The sequence below is a fragment of the Mesorhizobium sp. U510 genome, from assembly GCF_059180695.1.
The window spans coordinates 4,213,620-4,229,370 of the sequence record NZ_CP180532.1 but is presented as its reverse complement, the minus strand read 5'-3'; the positions used below and the strand labels follow the sequence as shown (position 1 = coordinate 4,229,370).

The 15,751-nt window shown below is 62.8% G+C and carries 17 protein-coding genes and 1 tRNA gene; 8 read left to right on the top strand and 10 right to left on the bottom strand.

The genetic code is table 11. The annotated features are described in order from the left end of the window. Positions 1–26 precede the first annotated feature (26 nt). The 3 genes from ACLGL5_RS22090 to ACLGL5_RS22080 form a co-directional block, all read right to left on the bottom strand. A complete protein-coding gene (locus tag ACLGL5_RS22090; protein WP_019857879.1) occupies positions 27–230 on the bottom strand; it encodes a DUF3126 family protein in 204 nt (67 codons plus the stop codon). Positions 231–383: 153 nt separating this feature from the next. Further along, a complete protein-coding gene (gene cysE, locus ACLGL5_RS22085) occupies positions 384–1,232 on the bottom strand; it encodes a serine O-acetyltransferase (protein WP_038652588.1) in 849 nt (282 codons plus the stop codon). Between the two features lie 259 nt (positions 1,233–1,491). Then, on the bottom strand, positions 1,492–2,136 hold the full coding sequence (locus tag ACLGL5_RS22080) for a VOC family protein (protein ID WP_064983528.1): 645 nt from the start codon (positions 2,134–2,136) through the stop codon (positions 1,492–1,494). Positions 2,137–2,256: 120 nt separating this feature from the next. On the opposite strand from ACLGL5_RS22080, the gene ACLGL5_RS22075 reads away from it, so the two are divergent. Then, positions 2,257–2,859: an HD domain-containing protein gene (locus ACLGL5_RS22075; RefSeq protein ID WP_083246966.1), complete on the top strand. Its 603-nt coding sequence runs from the start codon at positions 2,257–2,259 to the stop codon at positions 2,857–2,859. Between the two features lie 185 nt (positions 2,860–3,044). Here the strand turns inward: ACLGL5_RS22075 and ACLGL5_RS22070 are convergent, their stop codons facing one another. The 3 genes from ACLGL5_RS22070 to ACLGL5_RS22060 are packed head-to-tail and all read right to left on the bottom strand — an operon-like array spanning position 3,045 to position 5,013. After that, entirely contained in the window at positions 3,045–3,812 is a 768-nt protein-coding gene (locus ACLGL5_RS22070) for an alpha/beta fold hydrolase (RefSeq protein ID WP_038652582.1), read from the bottom strand. Between the two features lie 19 nt (positions 3,813–3,831). Continuing rightward, positions 3,832–4,392: a DUF192 domain-containing protein gene (locus ACLGL5_RS22065; RefSeq protein WP_069092030.1), complete on the bottom strand. Its 561-nt coding sequence runs from the start codon at positions 4,390–4,392 to the stop codon at positions 3,832–3,834. Between the two features lie 24 nt (positions 4,393–4,416). Beyond that, on the bottom strand, positions 4,417–5,013 hold the full coding sequence (locus tag ACLGL5_RS22060; RefSeq protein WP_032920553.1) for a cold-shock protein: 597 nt from the start codon (positions 5,011–5,013) through the stop codon (positions 4,417–4,419). Positions 5,014–5,229: 216 nt separating this feature from the next. On the opposite strand from ACLGL5_RS22060, the gene gloA reads away from it, so the two are divergent. After that, positions 5,230–5,670 (top strand): lactoylglutathione lyase, encoded by a 441-nt coding sequence (gene gloA, locus ACLGL5_RS22055; RefSeq protein WP_010909179.1) that lies wholly within the window; start codon positions 5,230–5,232, stop codon positions 5,668–5,670. 132 nt (positions 5,671–5,802) lie between these two features. Next, the gene (locus tag ACLGL5_RS22050) at positions 5,803–6,099 is read left to right on the top strand and encodes a DUF2218 domain-containing protein (protein WP_069092029.1); all 297 of its coding nucleotides are present in this window, start codon (positions 5,803–5,805) and stop codon (positions 6,097–6,099) included. 51 nt (positions 6,100–6,150) lie between these two features. On the opposite strand, the gene ACLGL5_RS22045 is transcribed toward ACLGL5_RS22050, so the two are convergent. Beyond that, on the bottom strand, positions 6,151–6,708 hold the full coding sequence (locus ACLGL5_RS22045) for a DUF1697 domain-containing protein (protein WP_069092028.1): 558 nt from the start codon (positions 6,706–6,708) through the stop codon (positions 6,151–6,153). Then, on the bottom strand, positions 6,705–7,961 hold the full coding sequence (gene ilvA, locus ACLGL5_RS22040; protein WP_069092027.1) for a threonine ammonia-lyase IlvA: 1,257 nt from the start codon (positions 7,959–7,961) through the stop codon (positions 6,705–6,707). The genes ACLGL5_RS22045 and ilvA overlap by 4 nt, the downstream gene beginning before the upstream one ends. A 185-nt stretch (positions 7,962–8,146) precedes the next feature. On the opposite strand from ilvA, the gene ACLGL5_RS22035 reads away from it, so the two are divergent. From ACLGL5_RS22035 to ACLGL5_RS22025, 3 genes are all read left to right on the top strand, one after another. Then, the gene (locus tag ACLGL5_RS22035; protein WP_069092026.1) at positions 8,147–9,550 is read left to right on the top strand and encodes a M24 family metallopeptidase; all 1,404 of its coding nucleotides are present in this window, start codon (positions 8,147–8,149) and stop codon (positions 9,548–9,550) included. 68 nt (positions 9,551–9,618) lie between these two features. Further along, positions 9,619–10,725, top strand: coding sequence for an alpha/beta hydrolase (locus ACLGL5_RS22030; protein WP_069092025.1), 1,107 nt, complete (start codon positions 9,619–9,621; stop codon positions 10,723–10,725). A 142-nt stretch (positions 10,726–10,867) separates the two neighbouring features. Next, positions 10,868–12,031 (top strand): alpha/beta hydrolase, encoded by a 1,164-nt coding sequence (locus ACLGL5_RS22025; protein WP_069092024.1) that lies wholly within the window; start codon positions 10,868–10,870, stop codon positions 12,029–12,031. Positions 12,032–12,056: 25 nt separating this feature from the next. Here ACLGL5_RS22025 and ade read toward each other — a convergent pair whose 3' ends face one another. Beyond that, positions 12,057–13,874, bottom strand: a complete 1,818-nt coding sequence (gene ade / locus ACLGL5_RS22020; protein WP_038652576.1) for an adenine deaminase — start codon at positions 13,872–13,874, stop codon at positions 12,057–12,059. Positions 13,875–13,955: 81 nt separating this feature from the next. After that, on the bottom strand, positions 13,956–14,342 hold the full coding sequence (locus ACLGL5_RS22015; RefSeq protein ID WP_069092023.1) for a SecDF P1 head subdomain-containing protein: 387 nt from the start codon (positions 14,340–14,342) through the stop codon (positions 13,956–13,958). Between the two features lie 193 nt (positions 14,343–14,535). On the opposite strand from ACLGL5_RS22015, the gene ACLGL5_RS22010 reads away from it, so the two are divergent. Continuing rightward, the gene (locus tag ACLGL5_RS22010; protein ID WP_019857863.1) at positions 14,536–15,201 is read left to right on the top strand and encodes an outer membrane protein; all 666 of its coding nucleotides are present in this window, start codon (positions 14,536–14,538) and stop codon (positions 15,199–15,201) included. Between the two features lie 280 nt (positions 15,202–15,481). Next, positions 15,482–15,567: transfer RNA gene (locus ACLGL5_RS22005), tRNA-Leu, on the top strand. Positions 15,568–15,751: the final 184 nt, after the last annotated feature.

The window sequence follows — 15,751 nt, the reverse complement described above, 5'->3', positions numbered from 1 at the left end:
GGCGCGGCCTGCCATTTGATGCGGGCTCAACCCAGATCGATGTCGAGGATCGCCATCGAGAAATTGTAGTCGCCGTCGTCCTCGTCCTTGAAGACGATGCCGAGGAACTCGTCACCGACATAGACTTCGGCGGAATCTTCCTTGCGCGGCCGTGCCTTGACCTCAAGCTTGGGGTTCTGGAAGACGCGCTTGAAATAGGCGTCCAGCTTTCTGATTTCGTCCGGCTTCAACAGTCTTCTCCGATCATCGGGCTTGCTGGTTTGAAGGGCGCTTCTGGCACGTCGACAATGGCGATGTAAAGGCAAGCCGGCCGTATTGCACCGGAAGCGGCAGCGCCGCCGGACAAAATCGCAATCGCGCCGGACGGCGCGCCGGCGCGGAAATCAGATGTCGAAGCTGATCACCTGGTCCATCGATTGCGACGGCAGGAGCTGGTCCATCTGGCGCGAAGGCTGGTCGCAGCCGGTCTCGCCGACCACGCGGGCCGGCACGCCGGCAACCGTCTTGTTGTGCGGAACGGGCGACAGCACCACCGATCCGGCGGCGACCTTGGAGCAATGGCCGATCTCGATATTGCCGAGAATCTTGGCGCCGGCACCGATCAGCACGCCACGGCGGATCTTGGGATGGCGGTCGCCGCCGGCCTTGCCGGTGCCGCCCAGCGTCACGCCGTGCAGGATCGACACATCGTCCTCGATGACCGCGGTCTCGCCGACGACGAGGCCGGTGGCGTGATCGATGAAGATACCCTTGCCGATGCGGGCGGCCGGATTGATGTCGGTCTGGAAGACCGAGGACGAGCGGCTCTGCAGATAGAGCGCGAAATCCTTGCGACCCTGGCTCCACAGCCAATGTGCCAGCCTATGGGTCTGAATGGCGTGAAAGCCCTTGAAATAGAGCACAGGCATGATGAAACGGTCGCAAGCGGGGTCGCGGTCGTAATAGGCCTGGATGTCGACACGCACGGTGGTCGGCCATTCCTTGTCGTCAGCCAGCATGGTCTTGAAGGTCTGGCGGATGAGATCGGAGCCGATATCCTGATGGGCAAGCCGCTCGGCGATCCGGTGGATGACGGCCTCTTCCAGGCTCTCCTGGTTGAGGATCGTCGAATAGAGGAAGGCAGCGAGCAGGGGGTCGCGGTTGACGGCGTCCATCGCTTCGTCGCGGATCGAACGCCAGATCGGATCGACCGGCTGCAACGCGCTATGGCGGGAAATGCTGATGCTGTTCATCGACGTCTCGTCCTGCGTCCTGCTGGCTTGCCTGTTGTCCGGCCGCACATATAGGCCAGATCATAGCACGATTGAACTCAATTTTCCTTAGTGCTGTGTCAAATGGATTTGGTTCGCAGGAATTCAAGCGGCCATGGAAAACGAACCCTTGATCGCCGTGCTGCTGGAGGCGGCCTGCCGCACCCACTGCCGGAACGATCTGATGGCGGGCTCAAGGCCGGCGCGGCGCCAATGACGCCGCGCTGCGATGGATCTCATTTCAAGTCGGCAGCGAGGTGCCAGCCTGTTCGGCCACCATGTATTCGGCATACCAGTCGGGCCAGTTCACATCATACTGTCCGCCGGTCCGTTTCTCGTGTTCGCCATGTGCCGCCGCCGCACGGCGCAGCGCCGCGGCAAGCTCGCCCGACGACGTGAATATCGTGTCGCTGGCATCCACGCGTCCAGGCAGTCGCTGGGTGATTTCCTGCAGTATGAAGCTGTTGCCGTCCGGATCGGCAAACGTGACATAGGATGAATAGCTGCGCCCCTCCGGATGCCGGCCACTGATCGCCGGCTGCCCAGGCCCCGTGCGGTGGAACACCTCGCTCGCCTCGATGCCGCGTGCCACGAGTTCGGCATGCGCCGCCTCGATATCGGACACCACGAGATAAAGTCCCTTCGCCGAGCCCGGCGCGGCCGATGTCAGCCCTTTGCCGAAATGGATCGAGCACGGCGACCCGGGAGGCGTAAACTGCACGACGCGAAACGCATCGCCGACGACGAAGTCCGCATCGAGCCGCCAACCCAGGCCGCTGTAGAAGCGCTTGGACCGATCGGCATCCGCAACGGCGATGATGACGGCCTCCAGCTTCATGTCGATCGTCCCCGGTCTGGGGTTCTCGCTGCCTGGCGTATTGGTCATGTCGGCCTCCTGGGTCGGGTATTCCGGGAATGGCAGCATTCCCCAGAGCTCCGGCCTATGCAAGGTTCGGAGTGACTGGCTCGAAGAGGCTGAGATCGATTAACTGGACGGATGACGAACATGGAAGACCAGCCCCTGGTCGACAAACCGCTGAAACAGGAACTCGCGGCGCTCTACCGCGCCGAAAGCCGTCACTATCACAACCTTGCCCATATCGAGGCGATGCTGGCGCTGGCCGGCGATTATCGAGCGCTGCTCGGTGATCCCCAGGCCGTCGAAGCGGCGATCTGGTTCCACGACGCCATCTATGACAGCAAGGCCAAGGACAATGAGGCCAGAAGTGCCGCGCTTGCCGCGCAAAAGCTCGCGGGCCGCACCGACGCGGAGCGCCTGGACCGCATCGGCGCAATGATCCTGGCCACGGCTGCGCACCAATTGCCCCAGTTCGACGATGCGAAGGCCACGCGCGACGCCAGTCTTTTCCTCGACATGGATCTGTCGATCCTGGGCGCCGTGCCTGACGTGTTCGACGCCTATGAACGCGCGGTGCGCCGCGAATATGACTGGGTGGAGGAGCCGATGTGGCGTGCCGGGCGGGGTGCCGTGCTGAAGGATTTCCTTGCCCGCCCGCGCATTTTCCTCACCGAGGAATTTCGCCGGCGCTTCGAGCCGCAGGCCAGGCTGAACATGGCGCGGTCGCTGGCGGCCCTCGCTACAGGCTAGCGGGGATCAGGTAAAGGCGCCTATGGTCGACGCCATTGCCGCGAGGATGGCCAGCCGCCGCCACCGACAGCCCGTTGAGAACGATCCCCAGCACTCCAAGGACGCGATTGTCGCTCGAGCGACGCGCCGGGCATGGCGGCCGTGCTTCTTCCCCATTGTACCGCTATTGCTCCCCGGCGGACCGCTCAAAGCGGATATTCGGCATAAAACTCCAGAACGCGTTGCTTGAAGGTCTTGTCCCCGACCGCCAGCATATGATCCCTGCCCCCGATGTGGAAAGCTCTGGCGTTCGGCATCAGGGCGGCGAGTTCGTCCGGCGAGCCGCCAATGTCGTCCGTGGTGCCGACCGCGACCAGCGTCGGCTGGGCGATGCGGGCAATATCATCCTCGCTGAGCAGCTCCCGCGATGTGGCGATGCAGGCGGCAAGCGCCCGGCGATCGCTGCGGGTCTGGTCGGCGAAGGCGCGGAAAGAGCGGCCGCGCGGATGGCTGGTCGCCGCCGGATCGTCGGCAAGCAGGGCCGCGGCAATCGGATCCCAATCGCCGACGCCGTCGATCATGCCGATGCCGAGGCCGCCAAAGACCAGCGTCGCCACCTTGTGCGGATCGGACAGAGCCAGAAACGCCGCGATGCGAGCACCCATCGAATAGCCCATGACATGGGCCCGTTCGATGCCGAGATGGTCGAGCAAGGCGGCGGCATCCGAGGCCATTTTCGCTGGCGTATAGTCGGCCTCGTCATAGCTCTTCGATGACGAGCCATGGCCGCGATTGTCGAAGGCGATGGCGCGATACCCGGCATCGTTGAGCGTCTTGAACCAGCCGGGCGACACCCAGTTGACGTAGTGGCTCGAGGCGAAGCCGTGGATCATGAGCACGGGATCGCCCTGCCCCGATGCCGGCTGGCGGTCGAGGAAGGCAAGATCGAACCCGTCATGAGAGAAGAACTGCATCGGCTGCCCCACCTCGCGTTCAGCCGCCGCCGTTGGGTGCATCGCCATTGTCCGGCGGTGGCATGCCGGGTCCGGATACGGTGCCGACTGCCGGGTGGCGCAACAGGTCGCCATACCCGATGCCGTATTTGGCGGCGGTGCCGGCCTTGAGCTCGAGCACGAAGCGCACAGGCACGCCAGGTGAAATGATGGCCTGGGATTGCGGTTCGCCATGCTTGACGGCGCGGATCTTGCCATCCTGGCCGACAAAGATCAGGTCAAGCGGCATTGGCGTGTTTTGCATCCAGAAACTGACCTGCTGCTGTATCTCGAAGACGAACAGCATGCCGTGATCGTCCGCCATGTCCTGGCGAAACATCAGGCCGGCCTCGCGCTCCAAATCGGTGTCGGCGATTTCGATGGAAAAAGAGCGATTCCCATCTTTCGTCACCACGACCAGCGGCGTCGGGTCGACCGGAAGGATCATCGCCCGGCCGTCTGCCGAGGTCGGCCGTTCCGAATAGAAGAAAGCACCTGCGGCCACGATCACGACCGCAATGGCGCAAAACACGCCCGCCGTCAGCCAGTTCCTGCGAGTCATCCAAGATCCTCGGCCGAAATCGTCCTAGTGCGAAACCGGCAAGGTGCCCATATCGGGGTGAATTTCGGCGGCCATAAGGCCTTTGTCACCGCGGCCGAAACGGACGAGCACGACCTGGCCCGGCCGAAGCTCGGTGATGCCGTAGCGGCGCAAGGTCTCCATGTGGACGAAAATGTCCTCGGTGCCTTCGCCGCGCGTCAGGAAGCCAAAGCCCTTGGTGCGGTTGAACCATTTTACCAAAGCGCGTTCGAGCCCGCTCTCCGGCGTCACCGCCACATGGGTGCGCTGTTCCTGCATTTCCGCGGGATGGACGGCGGTGGTGACATCCATGGAAAGCACACGAAAGGCCTGCAGACCGCGATCGCCCTGCTTGACAAGGCAAACCACGCGCGCGCCTTCCAAGGCAGTCTGGAAACCGTCCCGCCGAAGACATGTCACATGGAGGAGGATATCGCCCGAGACACCGTCATCGGGTAGGATGAACCCGTAACCCTTGGCCACATCGAACCACTTGATGGCGCCGGCAATTTCGGTCAGGTCGGCGGCGTCGCCGCCTTCGTCGCGCTTCAAGGCGTCGCCAAGGGTTCCGGCCCGCCCCGTCAAAGAGGCCTTTTCCCCCATAAGAATGCCCCCTTTTTTCAAGAACACCGCAACTGATTCTTGACACCAGATTAACACCGCGGCTTCCGGTGTGTGCAAGACCTTCCCTGCCTTTTTTCACGGTTCATTGCGGGAATACCGGATTTGTTCTTTGCCGGCATCGCCAAGCGCAGGAGATTGCCCTTTCACCGGGGCGACCCTATGTTGCGCCGCACCCCAACAGATCGAGGAAAACTCATGCGCTATCTGCACACCATGGTCCGCGTCGCCGATGTCGATGCCTCGCTCGATTTCTACTGCAACAAGCTCGGGCTGAAGGAGGTCCGCCGCTACGAAAACGAGCAGGGCCGCTTCACGCTGATCTTCCTCGCCGCCTCCGAAGACGAGCAGAGCGGCATCAACGACAAGGCGCCGCTGATCGAACTCACCTACAACTGGGATCCGGAAGACTACAAGGGCGGGCGCAATTTCGGCCACCTCGCCTACGAGGTCGATGACATCTACGCCACCTGCCAGCATCTGATGGACAACGGCGTCACCATCAACCGGCCGCCGCGCGATGGCAACATGGCCTTCATCAGGTCGCCGGACGGCATCTCCATCGAGCTTCTGCAGAAGGGCCCCGCGAAAGCCAAGGCTGAACCTTGGGCTTCGATGGCCAACACCGGAAGCTGGTAGCAATCACGCCATCTTGAAGCGAGGCGGCCGGGGTAAAAGCCGGCCGCCTTTGCCGTTTCGCACCACGCCACCTATCTGACCGGTCATCACGCCTGGCCGGCAGGCCAGCGCCCAGACCAGGAGAAGTCATTCATGCCATCCAGCCATGCCGACGTTGCCACTGAGCACGCCAGCCGCTACCTGCAGCAGCTGTGCAAGCACTGGGCACACAAATTCCCCGTCGAGTTCAACCCGACCCAAGGCACTATCGACCTGACGTCGCTCGGCCGCACCGTCATGGATGCGGACGCGGCAGGGCTGCACATTGTGGTATCAACCAACGAAGCGGGATCGCTCGACCGCCTGGAGAGTGTCGTGGCCGACCACATCAAGCGCTTTGCCTTCCGCGAAGAACTGAACTTCGACTGGAAGCCGGCGACGGCAGCGTAGGTGTTTGTTCGAGCATGACCGTTTCCGAAAACCGGCACCCACTTTTCGGGGTCATGCTTTCCCGCCGGCCCGGCCGGCCATCTCCTGCAGCGCCAGCACCGAGCGCCAGTTGCGCGCGGTGCCCGGCACCTTCAGAACGCGCGGAATGAGGTTGGCGAAGACTGACTTGCCGAGCCCGTCCGACGCGCTGAGGTAAAGTACGTCTCCCTTGACTTCGAAGCGTTCGGGGCCTGTGCATTTTTCAGCCAGCCGCGCCACCTCTTCGACGGTCGGCTCACGCTCCAGCGCATAGGCGTGGAGCTTGGTGTGGTCGGCGGCCGCTTCCGGATAAGGATTTTCGCTCACCAGCCGTTCCAACCAGGAGACATCCCGCACCATGATCCGGGAACGAAAACCCCATTTCTTCTCGAAGGCCGCTTCGATCTGTTTGGTCAGCGCGGCGGCGTCGCCTTTGCCGGCCCGGAACACGACGTTGCCGCTCTGCACATAGGTGGCGACGCCGGAAAAGCCGAGATCCTCGAAGAAGGACCGCAGTTCCGCCATCTTGACGATGCGGTTGCCGCCGACATTGATGCCGGAAAACAGGGCGATGAAGACCTTCGCGCTCATATGATGAAGCCTGCCAATGTCTCGTTGTCGGTGATGTCCTGATACTGGACGCCCTCCGCCTCGAAATTTGCCTTCAGCAGGTCGAAATTGCGGCGGTCCTTGGTTTCGATGCCGATCAGCACCGAGCCGAAATTGCGCGCCGACTTCTTCAGATACTCGAAGCGGGCGATGTCGTCGTCCGGTCCCAGCATTTCGAGGAAGTCGCGCAGCGCGCCCGGCCGCTGCGGGAAGCGGATGATGAAGTATTTCTTCAGGCCTTCGAAGCGCAGGGCCCGTTCCTTGACATCCGGCAGCCGCTCGAAATCGAAATTGCCGCCCGAAACCACGGCGACAATGGTCTTGCCGCGGATCTCCTTCCTGGAAAAATCCTTCAACGCGTCGATGGCCAATGCGCCGGCGGGCTCAAGCACGACGCCTTCGACATTGAGCATCTCGATCATGGTCGCGCAGAGCCGGTTTTCCGGGACCAGCCGCACCGTGTCGGCCGCGAATTCCTTGAGATACCGCAAGGGTTCACGGCCGATCTCGGCCACCGCCGCGCCGTCGACGAAGTTGTCGACCTTGGCGAGCTTCAGCCGTTTTCCCGCTGCAAGGCTGTCATGCAGGCTCGGTGCGCCGGCCGGCTCGCAAAAGACGAAACGGGCCTCCCGGCCCTGGTCGGCGAAATAATGCGTCACGCCGGCGGCGAGCCCGCCACCGCCGACCGGCAGCATGACGATGTCGGGCATGCGCGCGCCAGGCAGCTGGTCCGCGATCTCATAGGCGACCGTTGCCTGGCCCTCGATAATGTCCTTGTGGTCGAAAGGCGGCACCATGTGGGCGCCTGAGCTTTCGGTGAATTCGAAGGCGGCGCGATAGCAGTCGTCGAAAAAGTCGCCGACCAGCCTGATCTCGACGAAATCGCCGCCAAACAGCCTGGTCTTGTCGATCTTTTGCTGCGGCGTCGTGACCGGCATGAACACCACGCCCTTTTTGCCGAAATGGCGGCAGACGAAGGCAAACCCCTGGGCATGGTTGCCGGCCGACGCGCAGACGAACAGTTCGGCCTGGTTACCGGCGGCAAGCGCCTTGCGGAAGAAGTTGAAGGCGCCACGGATCTTGTAGGAGCGCACCGGGCTCAGATCCTCGCGCTTCAGCAGCACCCGCGCGCCGGTCTTCTTCGACAGGTAGTCGTTTTCCTGCAGCGGCGTTTCCGGAAAGATCTGGCGGATCGCGGCGGCCGCGACGGCGACGCGGGAGGAAAAACTGCTCATTGGAAAGCCACCTTGTGCCGCATGTTTCGTACAGACCTGCCATCGATCCGGCCGCACAGCTTCTGTCTGTCGCGGCCGATCCTGCCTATTGCATATCCGGACCCGCAACGCCATTGTCCGGCCCTTCATGCCAATGCGCAAAGGGCATTCGCAGAATCCTTGCAAGCACTTGGGGGCGTTTGTTCATGCCTGTCGCATCGGTTGGTCTGAAATCCATGTCGCTGCCCGAATTCGGCGAACCGACGGTGATGCCGTTGGTTGCACGAAACACCTATGGAGCGCGCATCGAAGCGCTGATTGCGCGCGGCGCCAAGTCCGGTTTCAATGCCTTCGCGATCTATGGCGACCGCGAACACGCAGCCAATGTTGCCTATCTCTCAGGCTACGATCCGCGTTTCGAGGAGACATTGCTGGTCATCGTTCCCGGCAGCCAGCCAAGGCTTCTCGTTGGCAATGAGGGCTGGGGCTATGCCGAAATCTGCGATGGGCCCTACGAGCGCGTGCTCTACCAGACCTTCTCGCTGCCGGCGCAGCCGCGCGACCGCTCGGATGCGCTGCCTGACATCCTTGCCGGCTGCGGCCTGAAGCCCGGCCACAGGATCGGCGCCATCGGCTGGAAGCCTTTTGGCGCCGGCGATGCCGGTTTCGATGAGACGACGCTCGACCTGCCCTCCTTCGTTGCCGATACGCTGCGCACGCTTGTCGGCAACAAGGGCGCAGTTGTGAATGCCGCCAATCTGCTGATGAACCCGACCGACGGCCTGCGCGCCCTCAACGAGGCCGATCAGTTGGCCAGCTTTGAATTTGCCGCGACCTTCACCTCGCAAGGGCTGCGCAATGTCCTGCAAGCCATCGAGCCCGGCATGACCGAACTGCAGGCGGCGCGGCTGATGGGCATGAACGGCCTGCCGCATGGTTGCCATCCCATGTTGTCGGCGGGAAAGCGCGCCGCCTATGGCTTGCCCAGCCCCCGCCTCGACATCATCCGGCGTGGTGATCCGATCACCATGGCCTATGGCATCCAGGGCGCGCTCAACGCCCGCGCCGGTTTTTTGGCCGAGGATGCGTCAGAGTTGCCACCCGCCATCCGCGACTACGTCGAAAAGCTCGTCGCGCCCTATTTCGCCGCGGTTGTCGACTGGTACGAGGCGATCGGTATCGGCACGACCGGTGGCGCTCTGTGGAAAGCGGTGGATGATCGCATCGGCGACCCGTTCTTTGGCGTATCCCTCAATCCCGGCCATCTCGTCCATATCGACGAGTGGATGCATTCGCCGGTGTTTTCCGGCTCAGACATCAAGTTGCGATCCGGCATGGCGTTGCAGGTCGACATCATCCCGGCAACCGGCAGCGACTATTTCACCACCAACATGGAGGATGGCATCGCACTCGCCGACGAGGCACTGCGCGAGGAGATCGCAGCGCGCTATCCCGAAACCTGGAGCCGTATTGAAGCGCGCCGCGCCTTCATGGCGGATGTGCTTGGCATCCGCCTCAGGCCGGAGGTGCTGCCCTTCTCAAACATTCCGGCATTCCTTCCGCCATTTTGGCTTTCGCGCAACAGTGCGATGGCTGTAACCAGCCGCTGACCACATTTCGACTGGACACGACTTAGTTCTGCCGCACTCTCCCTGTCCGGGAGGTGCAGCGGGGGTAGATGGGCCTTTTGGCCGGAGTGGAAATTTCAGACGTGCCTTTGAAGAAGATCGTTACTGTTTGTCTCGCCTTGCTCGTCGCCGGCTGCGCCGGCCCGCAAACGCAGGAATTGCTTGGCAGCGCCATCGTCGCCGCGCCGGTGACGGAAATCGCCGGCAACCACTCGATCTTCATCGCCACGACACGCAAGAAGTCTGACGATCCCAACCAGGTTTTCGACGGCGAGCGCTCGGCGACGCTGAATTATGCGCGCGTCAACGTCACCGTTCCGGGCATCCACACGACCGGTCAGATCGAACGGCGCTCCCGCGGCAAGTCGGATGATCCGGCCAAATATTTCATGGCTTCCGAGGTTGTCGGCTACGACACGCAGCCGAAATTCTCCAGTGCGCTCAACGCCGATATCGCGGCGCGCGGCGGCCGCGTCATGGTCTTCGTGCACGGCTACAACACCGGCTTCGACGATGCGGTCTACCGTCTCACCCAGATCGTCCACGATTCCGGCTATCCCGGCACGCCGGTGCTGTTTTCCTGGGCATCGGGCGCCAAGACCACCGACTATGTCTATGACAAGGAAAGTGCCAGCGCCGCCCGCGACCAGCTCGAAGTGACTTTGCGCATGCTGGAGCAGTCCGGCGCGCGTCGGATCGACATTGTCGCGCATTCGATGGGAACCTGGGTGACCATGGAAACCCTGCGCCAGATGGCCATCAGCGGCGACCGTGACCTTGGCGGCAAGCTCGGCGACGTGGTGCTCGCGTCGCCGGACATCGATGTCGACGTGTTCAAGAGCCAGATGCGCCGCTATGGCAAGCCCGACAAGCCGTTCATCCTGTTGTTGTCCGACGACGACCGCGCGCTGAGGCTTTCCGGCCTGATCGCCGGTTCACGGCCACGCGTTGGCGATTACAAGGATGCCGCCGATCTTGCCTCCTACGGCGTCACGGTGGTCGATCTCTCCAAGGTCAAGGGCAGCGACAGCTTCAATCATACGAAATTCGCCGACAATCCGGCCTTGGTGAAGATGATCGGCCAGCGACTGCGCGAAGATGACGGCTTTGCCAGCGACAGGGACGTGACCGACCGCATCAGCCTGCTCGGGCAGTAAATGCAGCGCCGCGAATTTCGCCGTGCCTGTTCACCATTCACGAGGTGTCAGGCCACTTTGAACTGGACCGCGCCGGTCTCTGGCTCTATCGGAATAGCGGTGACGTCATGCTTTTGACGTCCCCCTCTACGGGAGCCGGCGCTTGAGCTTGCGCTTGAACAGTTTCGTCGTGGCGTTGGCGCTCGCCCTTGCCGGCTGTGCTGGCCAGAACACGCATGATCTGCTCAACAAGACGACCGTCTCGGCGCCAGCCTCCGACATCGCGGCCACGCACGAGATTTTCGTCGCCACCACCCGCCAGCAGGCGACCAAGGATCCGCGGCAGGTGTTTGACGGCGATCGCTCATTGACCACCAGCTACGCCCGTGTCGACGTCACCGTGCCGAAGGTCCACCAGGTCGGTGCCATCGAGCGGGCCAAGGGCTCGGCCAACTCGAACCCGGCAAAGCAATTCACCGCCACCAATGTCGTCCACTACGGCGATGCTCCGCAATTTGCCAAGGCGGTCGGCGCCGACATTGCCATGCGCGGCGATCGGGCACTGGTGTTCGTGCACGGCTTCAACAATGGCTTCGACGACGGCATCTACCGGCTGACGCAGATCGCTCACGACACGAAATATCCCGGCACGCCGGTGCTGTTCTCCTGGGCTTCGAGCGCCAAGACGACGGGCTATATCTACGACAAGGACAGCGCCAACGCCGCGCGTGACGATCTCGAGGCGACGCTCAGAATGCTCGCCAAGACGCGGGTCAAGAGCATCGACATCATCGCCCATTCAATGGGAACCTGGTTGACGATGGAGGCTCTGCGCCAGCTCGCCATCACCGGCGACCGCGATCTCGGCGGCAAGCTCGGCTATGTCGTCCTGGCTTCGCCCGACATCGATGTCGACGTATTCAAAAAGCAGATGATGCGATACGGCAAGCCGGACAAGCCGTTTGCCGTGCTGCTTTCAAGCGATGACCGGGCGCTCAAATTGTCTTCACTTATCTCCGGCGACAAGCCGCGTGTCGGTGACTATGGCAATGCCGCCGATCTCGCCAGCTACGGCGTGTCCGTAGTCGACCTGACCAAGATCAAGGGCGGCGACGGTGGCCTCAACCATGCGAAATTCGCCGACAATCCGATCCTAGTGCAGTTGCTCGGCGACCGCCTGCGCACCCCCGCCGGCCTGGCCTCGGACGAACCCGATCCGGCGCAGCTCAACAATATCGGCCAGGGCCTCGGCAAGGCCGTTGGTTCGGTCGCCGAGGTCGTCATCACCACGCCGTTCAAGGTGCTGACCATCGTCACCGGCGGGTGAGCGAGTCACCCGCGTCGGGTTTCGCCTAGACGAACAGGTCGACCTTCTGGAAAGTCGTCACGTCGATCAGCCCGACGTCTGAAATCCTCAGCTCCGGAATGACCACCAGGGCCAGCAGCGAGTGCTGCATGTAGGCGTTGTTCAGGGAACAACCCATCTTGCGCATCGCCTCGGTCAGTTTCTCGGCCTTGGCGGCGACGATCTCGGCGCGCTCGTCCGACATCAGGCCCGCGATCGGCATTTCCACCAGTGCCAATTCCTTGCCCTTGGAGAACAGCACGACGCCGCCGCCGACTTGGCCCAGTCGATTGACCGCCAGCGCCATGTCCTGCTTGTTGGTGCCGACGCAGATGATGTGGTGGGCGTCATGCGCAACGCTCGAGGCCATGGCGCAATCGCCCATATAGCCGAAGCCGGAGACGAAAGCGTTGGTGACACCGCCCGTGCCCCGGTGCCGCTCGACCAGCGCGATCTGGCAGACGTCGTTGCGGCGGTCCATGGCGACCAGACCGTCCTCGACCGGCAGATCGGCCTCCAGAGCCCGCGTCGGTGCCTGGTTCTCGATAACGCCGATGACTCGCACCCGCACCTCGTTGGCGCCCTTGGGAGCCGTGATGTCGAAATCGCCAGCCCTGAGCTTCTTGCCCAACTTGACGGTGTTCTTCGCCGTCTTCGGGTAATCATAGGCCGGAATGTCGATGTCGAGCTTGCCGCCCTTGGCCAGCCTGACGCCGCGCGCATAAACCTCATCGATGGTCATTGCGGCGAGGTCGGAGACAATCAGCAGGTCGGCCAACCGTCCCGGCGCGATCGAACCGATTTCGCGTTCCAGCCTGAAATGCTGGGCAGTGTTGATCGTCGCCATCTGGATCGCCGTCACCGGCTTCAGCCCCTGTTGGATGGCGTGGCGCACCACCCGGTCCATGTGGCCTTCATGCACCAGCGTGCCGGAATGGCTGTCGTCGGTGCACAGGATGAAGTTGCGCGGATCGATGCCGCTTTCGGTCACCGCCTTGATCTGCGAGGCGACGTCGTACCAGGCCGAGCCCAGCCGCAGCATCGCCTTCATGCCCTGGCGGACGCGGGCGATGGCATCCTCGGCGCGCGTGCCTTCGTGATCATCCTCGGGTCCGCCGGCGACATAGCCGTGGAACGGCAAGCCAAGGTCGCGCGAGGCATAGTGGCCGCCAACCGTCTTGCCCGCACGAACCGTCGCGGCGATCTCGCCGGACATGACAGGATCATTGGCGGCGACGCCTGGAAAATTCATCACTTCGCCGAGCCCGATGATGTTTTCCCAGGTCATGGCCTCGGCAACATCGGCGACCGTCAGCTCGGCGCCGGCATGTTCCAGCCCCGGTGCCGACGGCACGCAGGACGGCATCTGCACATGCACGTTGATGGGCATCGCCACCGCCTCGTCATGCATCAGCCGCACGCCCGGCAAGCCCAGCACATTGGCGATCTCGTGCGGATCGATGAACATCGAGGTGGTGCCGTGCGGGATGACGGCACGGCAGAACTCGGTCACCGTCACCATGCCGCTCTCGACATGCATGTGCGCGTCGCAGAGGCCAGGCACCAGATAGCGCCCGCCGGCATCGACCACCTTGGTGCCCTGGCCGATAGCGTGGCTGGCATTCGGCCCGCAATAGGCGAAGCGGCCGCCGGCAATGGCGATGTCGGTGCCGGCAATGATCTCGCCGGAGTGAACGTTTACCCAGCGGCCGTTGCGGATAACGAGATCGGCGGGCTTGCGGCCCATGGCGACGTCGACCAGATGCGTCGCCATCTCGGTCCAGGGCTTGGGTTTCGTCGCATGCGCCGCCGGCTTCTTTGCCATGAAGGGACTCCTGTTTGCGCGACTGTGCCAAGCCTGCCTGGTTTTGACCAGCGCCAAACAGCGGACAGACCCGTCCAGCCTTCACAATGGCTGTTCAGCCTTTACCTCGACCGTGACTTTCGGACCGCCCGCCGAAATCCGTTCCGCCAGGCGCTGGAGTTCGCCCGGGGCGAAGCTGCCGCTGAGCATCACCTCGCCGCCGAGGATGGGTTCGACCAGGCGCGGCGACGCCACCACGGCACCGTCGACGCTGAGGTCGACCACCTTCCCGACATTCGCCCTGGTGAAGTCGGCGAACGCCTTCGCGCTGTCCGGTGTCATCTTCAGGTTGAGCGCCCTCTGTCCCGACGCTTGATCGGATACGACCGCTGCCGTGGCGATGGCGAGCGCCAATGGCTCGGCCACAGCGAGGCCGCAGGCTAGCAGCACCATGGCTGTTCCAGCGATGAGACGAACCAGGCTGTTCATCAGGATTTTTTCCCCGCAAGACGGCCATTTTGCACTCGAACATCCCTCGGGCAATGCCTAGCTGTTCTCGGCTGGCAGGCCGTGCTTCTGCAAGCGACACACGGCCGCATCCAGAAACAGGATTCCGTTTTGTCGTAAATCGGTCTAGCCTGGCCGCCAAGATTTCTTCCGACTCTTCATCCGGGGAGTTCGAATGTATCGCCTTGTCGTCGCAAGTGCCGGTCTTCTTGCCGTCCTGTCGATGCCGGCTTTCGCGGCCGACCCGACGGTCGATGTGCCGATGACCGCGCCCGGCTTCGACTGGACCGGATATTATGCCGGCCTGCAGGCGGGCTACGGCTGGGGCCGGTCGGACATCTCAGGAACGGAAGGCGAGCCATTTTCCGTCTCGCCCGACATAAATGGCGGTTTTGTCGGCGGGCACGTCGCCGGGCTATGGCAGTTCGACCAGGCGGTGATCGGCGCCGAGGCCGACCTCAACTATTCCTCGGTCAACGGCACGGCGGAAGCGGAACCCGGAAACAATTTCGGCACCGACATCAAATGGTTCGGATCGGTCAACGCCAAGGCCGGATATGCGATGGATCGTGTGCTGGTCTACGGCATAGGCGGCATTGCCTTCGCCGGGATCGAAACCTCGCAATCGGCAGGCTCCGCCTTCTCCGAGACACGCCCGAATGTCGGCTGGACCCTGGGCGCCGGCGTCGACTACGCGCTGACCGACAAGTTCGTCGTCGGCGCCCAGTATCGCTACTACGATTTCGGCTCCGAGCACTATGACGGGTCCAGCGACTTCGTCGGCCGCGACCAGGATACGAAGCTTAACACCGTGGGCATCAATCTCAGCTACAAGTTCTGAGCCTCGCCGGCATCGATCGGCGAGCGACAGCTGTGACGTGATCAGCAAAGTCGATGAGGGGCGGCCGGCGCCCCCAGTGGGCGGGGGAATGGGTTGGGCCTGGTAGACGCCGGCCTCGGCGGATCAAGTCCGCCTTGCAAACACCCTACGCATTGCGAGCGCCGCGCTAAATTCCGCGATCACACCAGTATCACTGCGCCCACTCCTCTGGGGTGTGTGTTCAGGATGGCCAAGAACACGACTTGACGGCCTGTGCCTGGCATCTGAAAAGGGCTGATCTGCGGACGTGGCGGAATTGGTAGACGCAAGGGACTTAAAATCCCTCGATCTCTGATCGTGCGGGTTCGATCCCCGCCGTCCGCACCACCCTTCATCGTCGAGCTTCGGTGGCAGGCCACCCAAAGCTCGGCTCCGTCAAAAACGCACGCACGGGCTGGCCGCCGCATATGCCGCGTGAGCTGCTGATCCGATAAGTCTTCGACGTCATCCTCGAAGTGATTTCAAAAGGGGGCGCCGGATTTTCAGCGCCGGATCGCAGGCGGCATGTCTT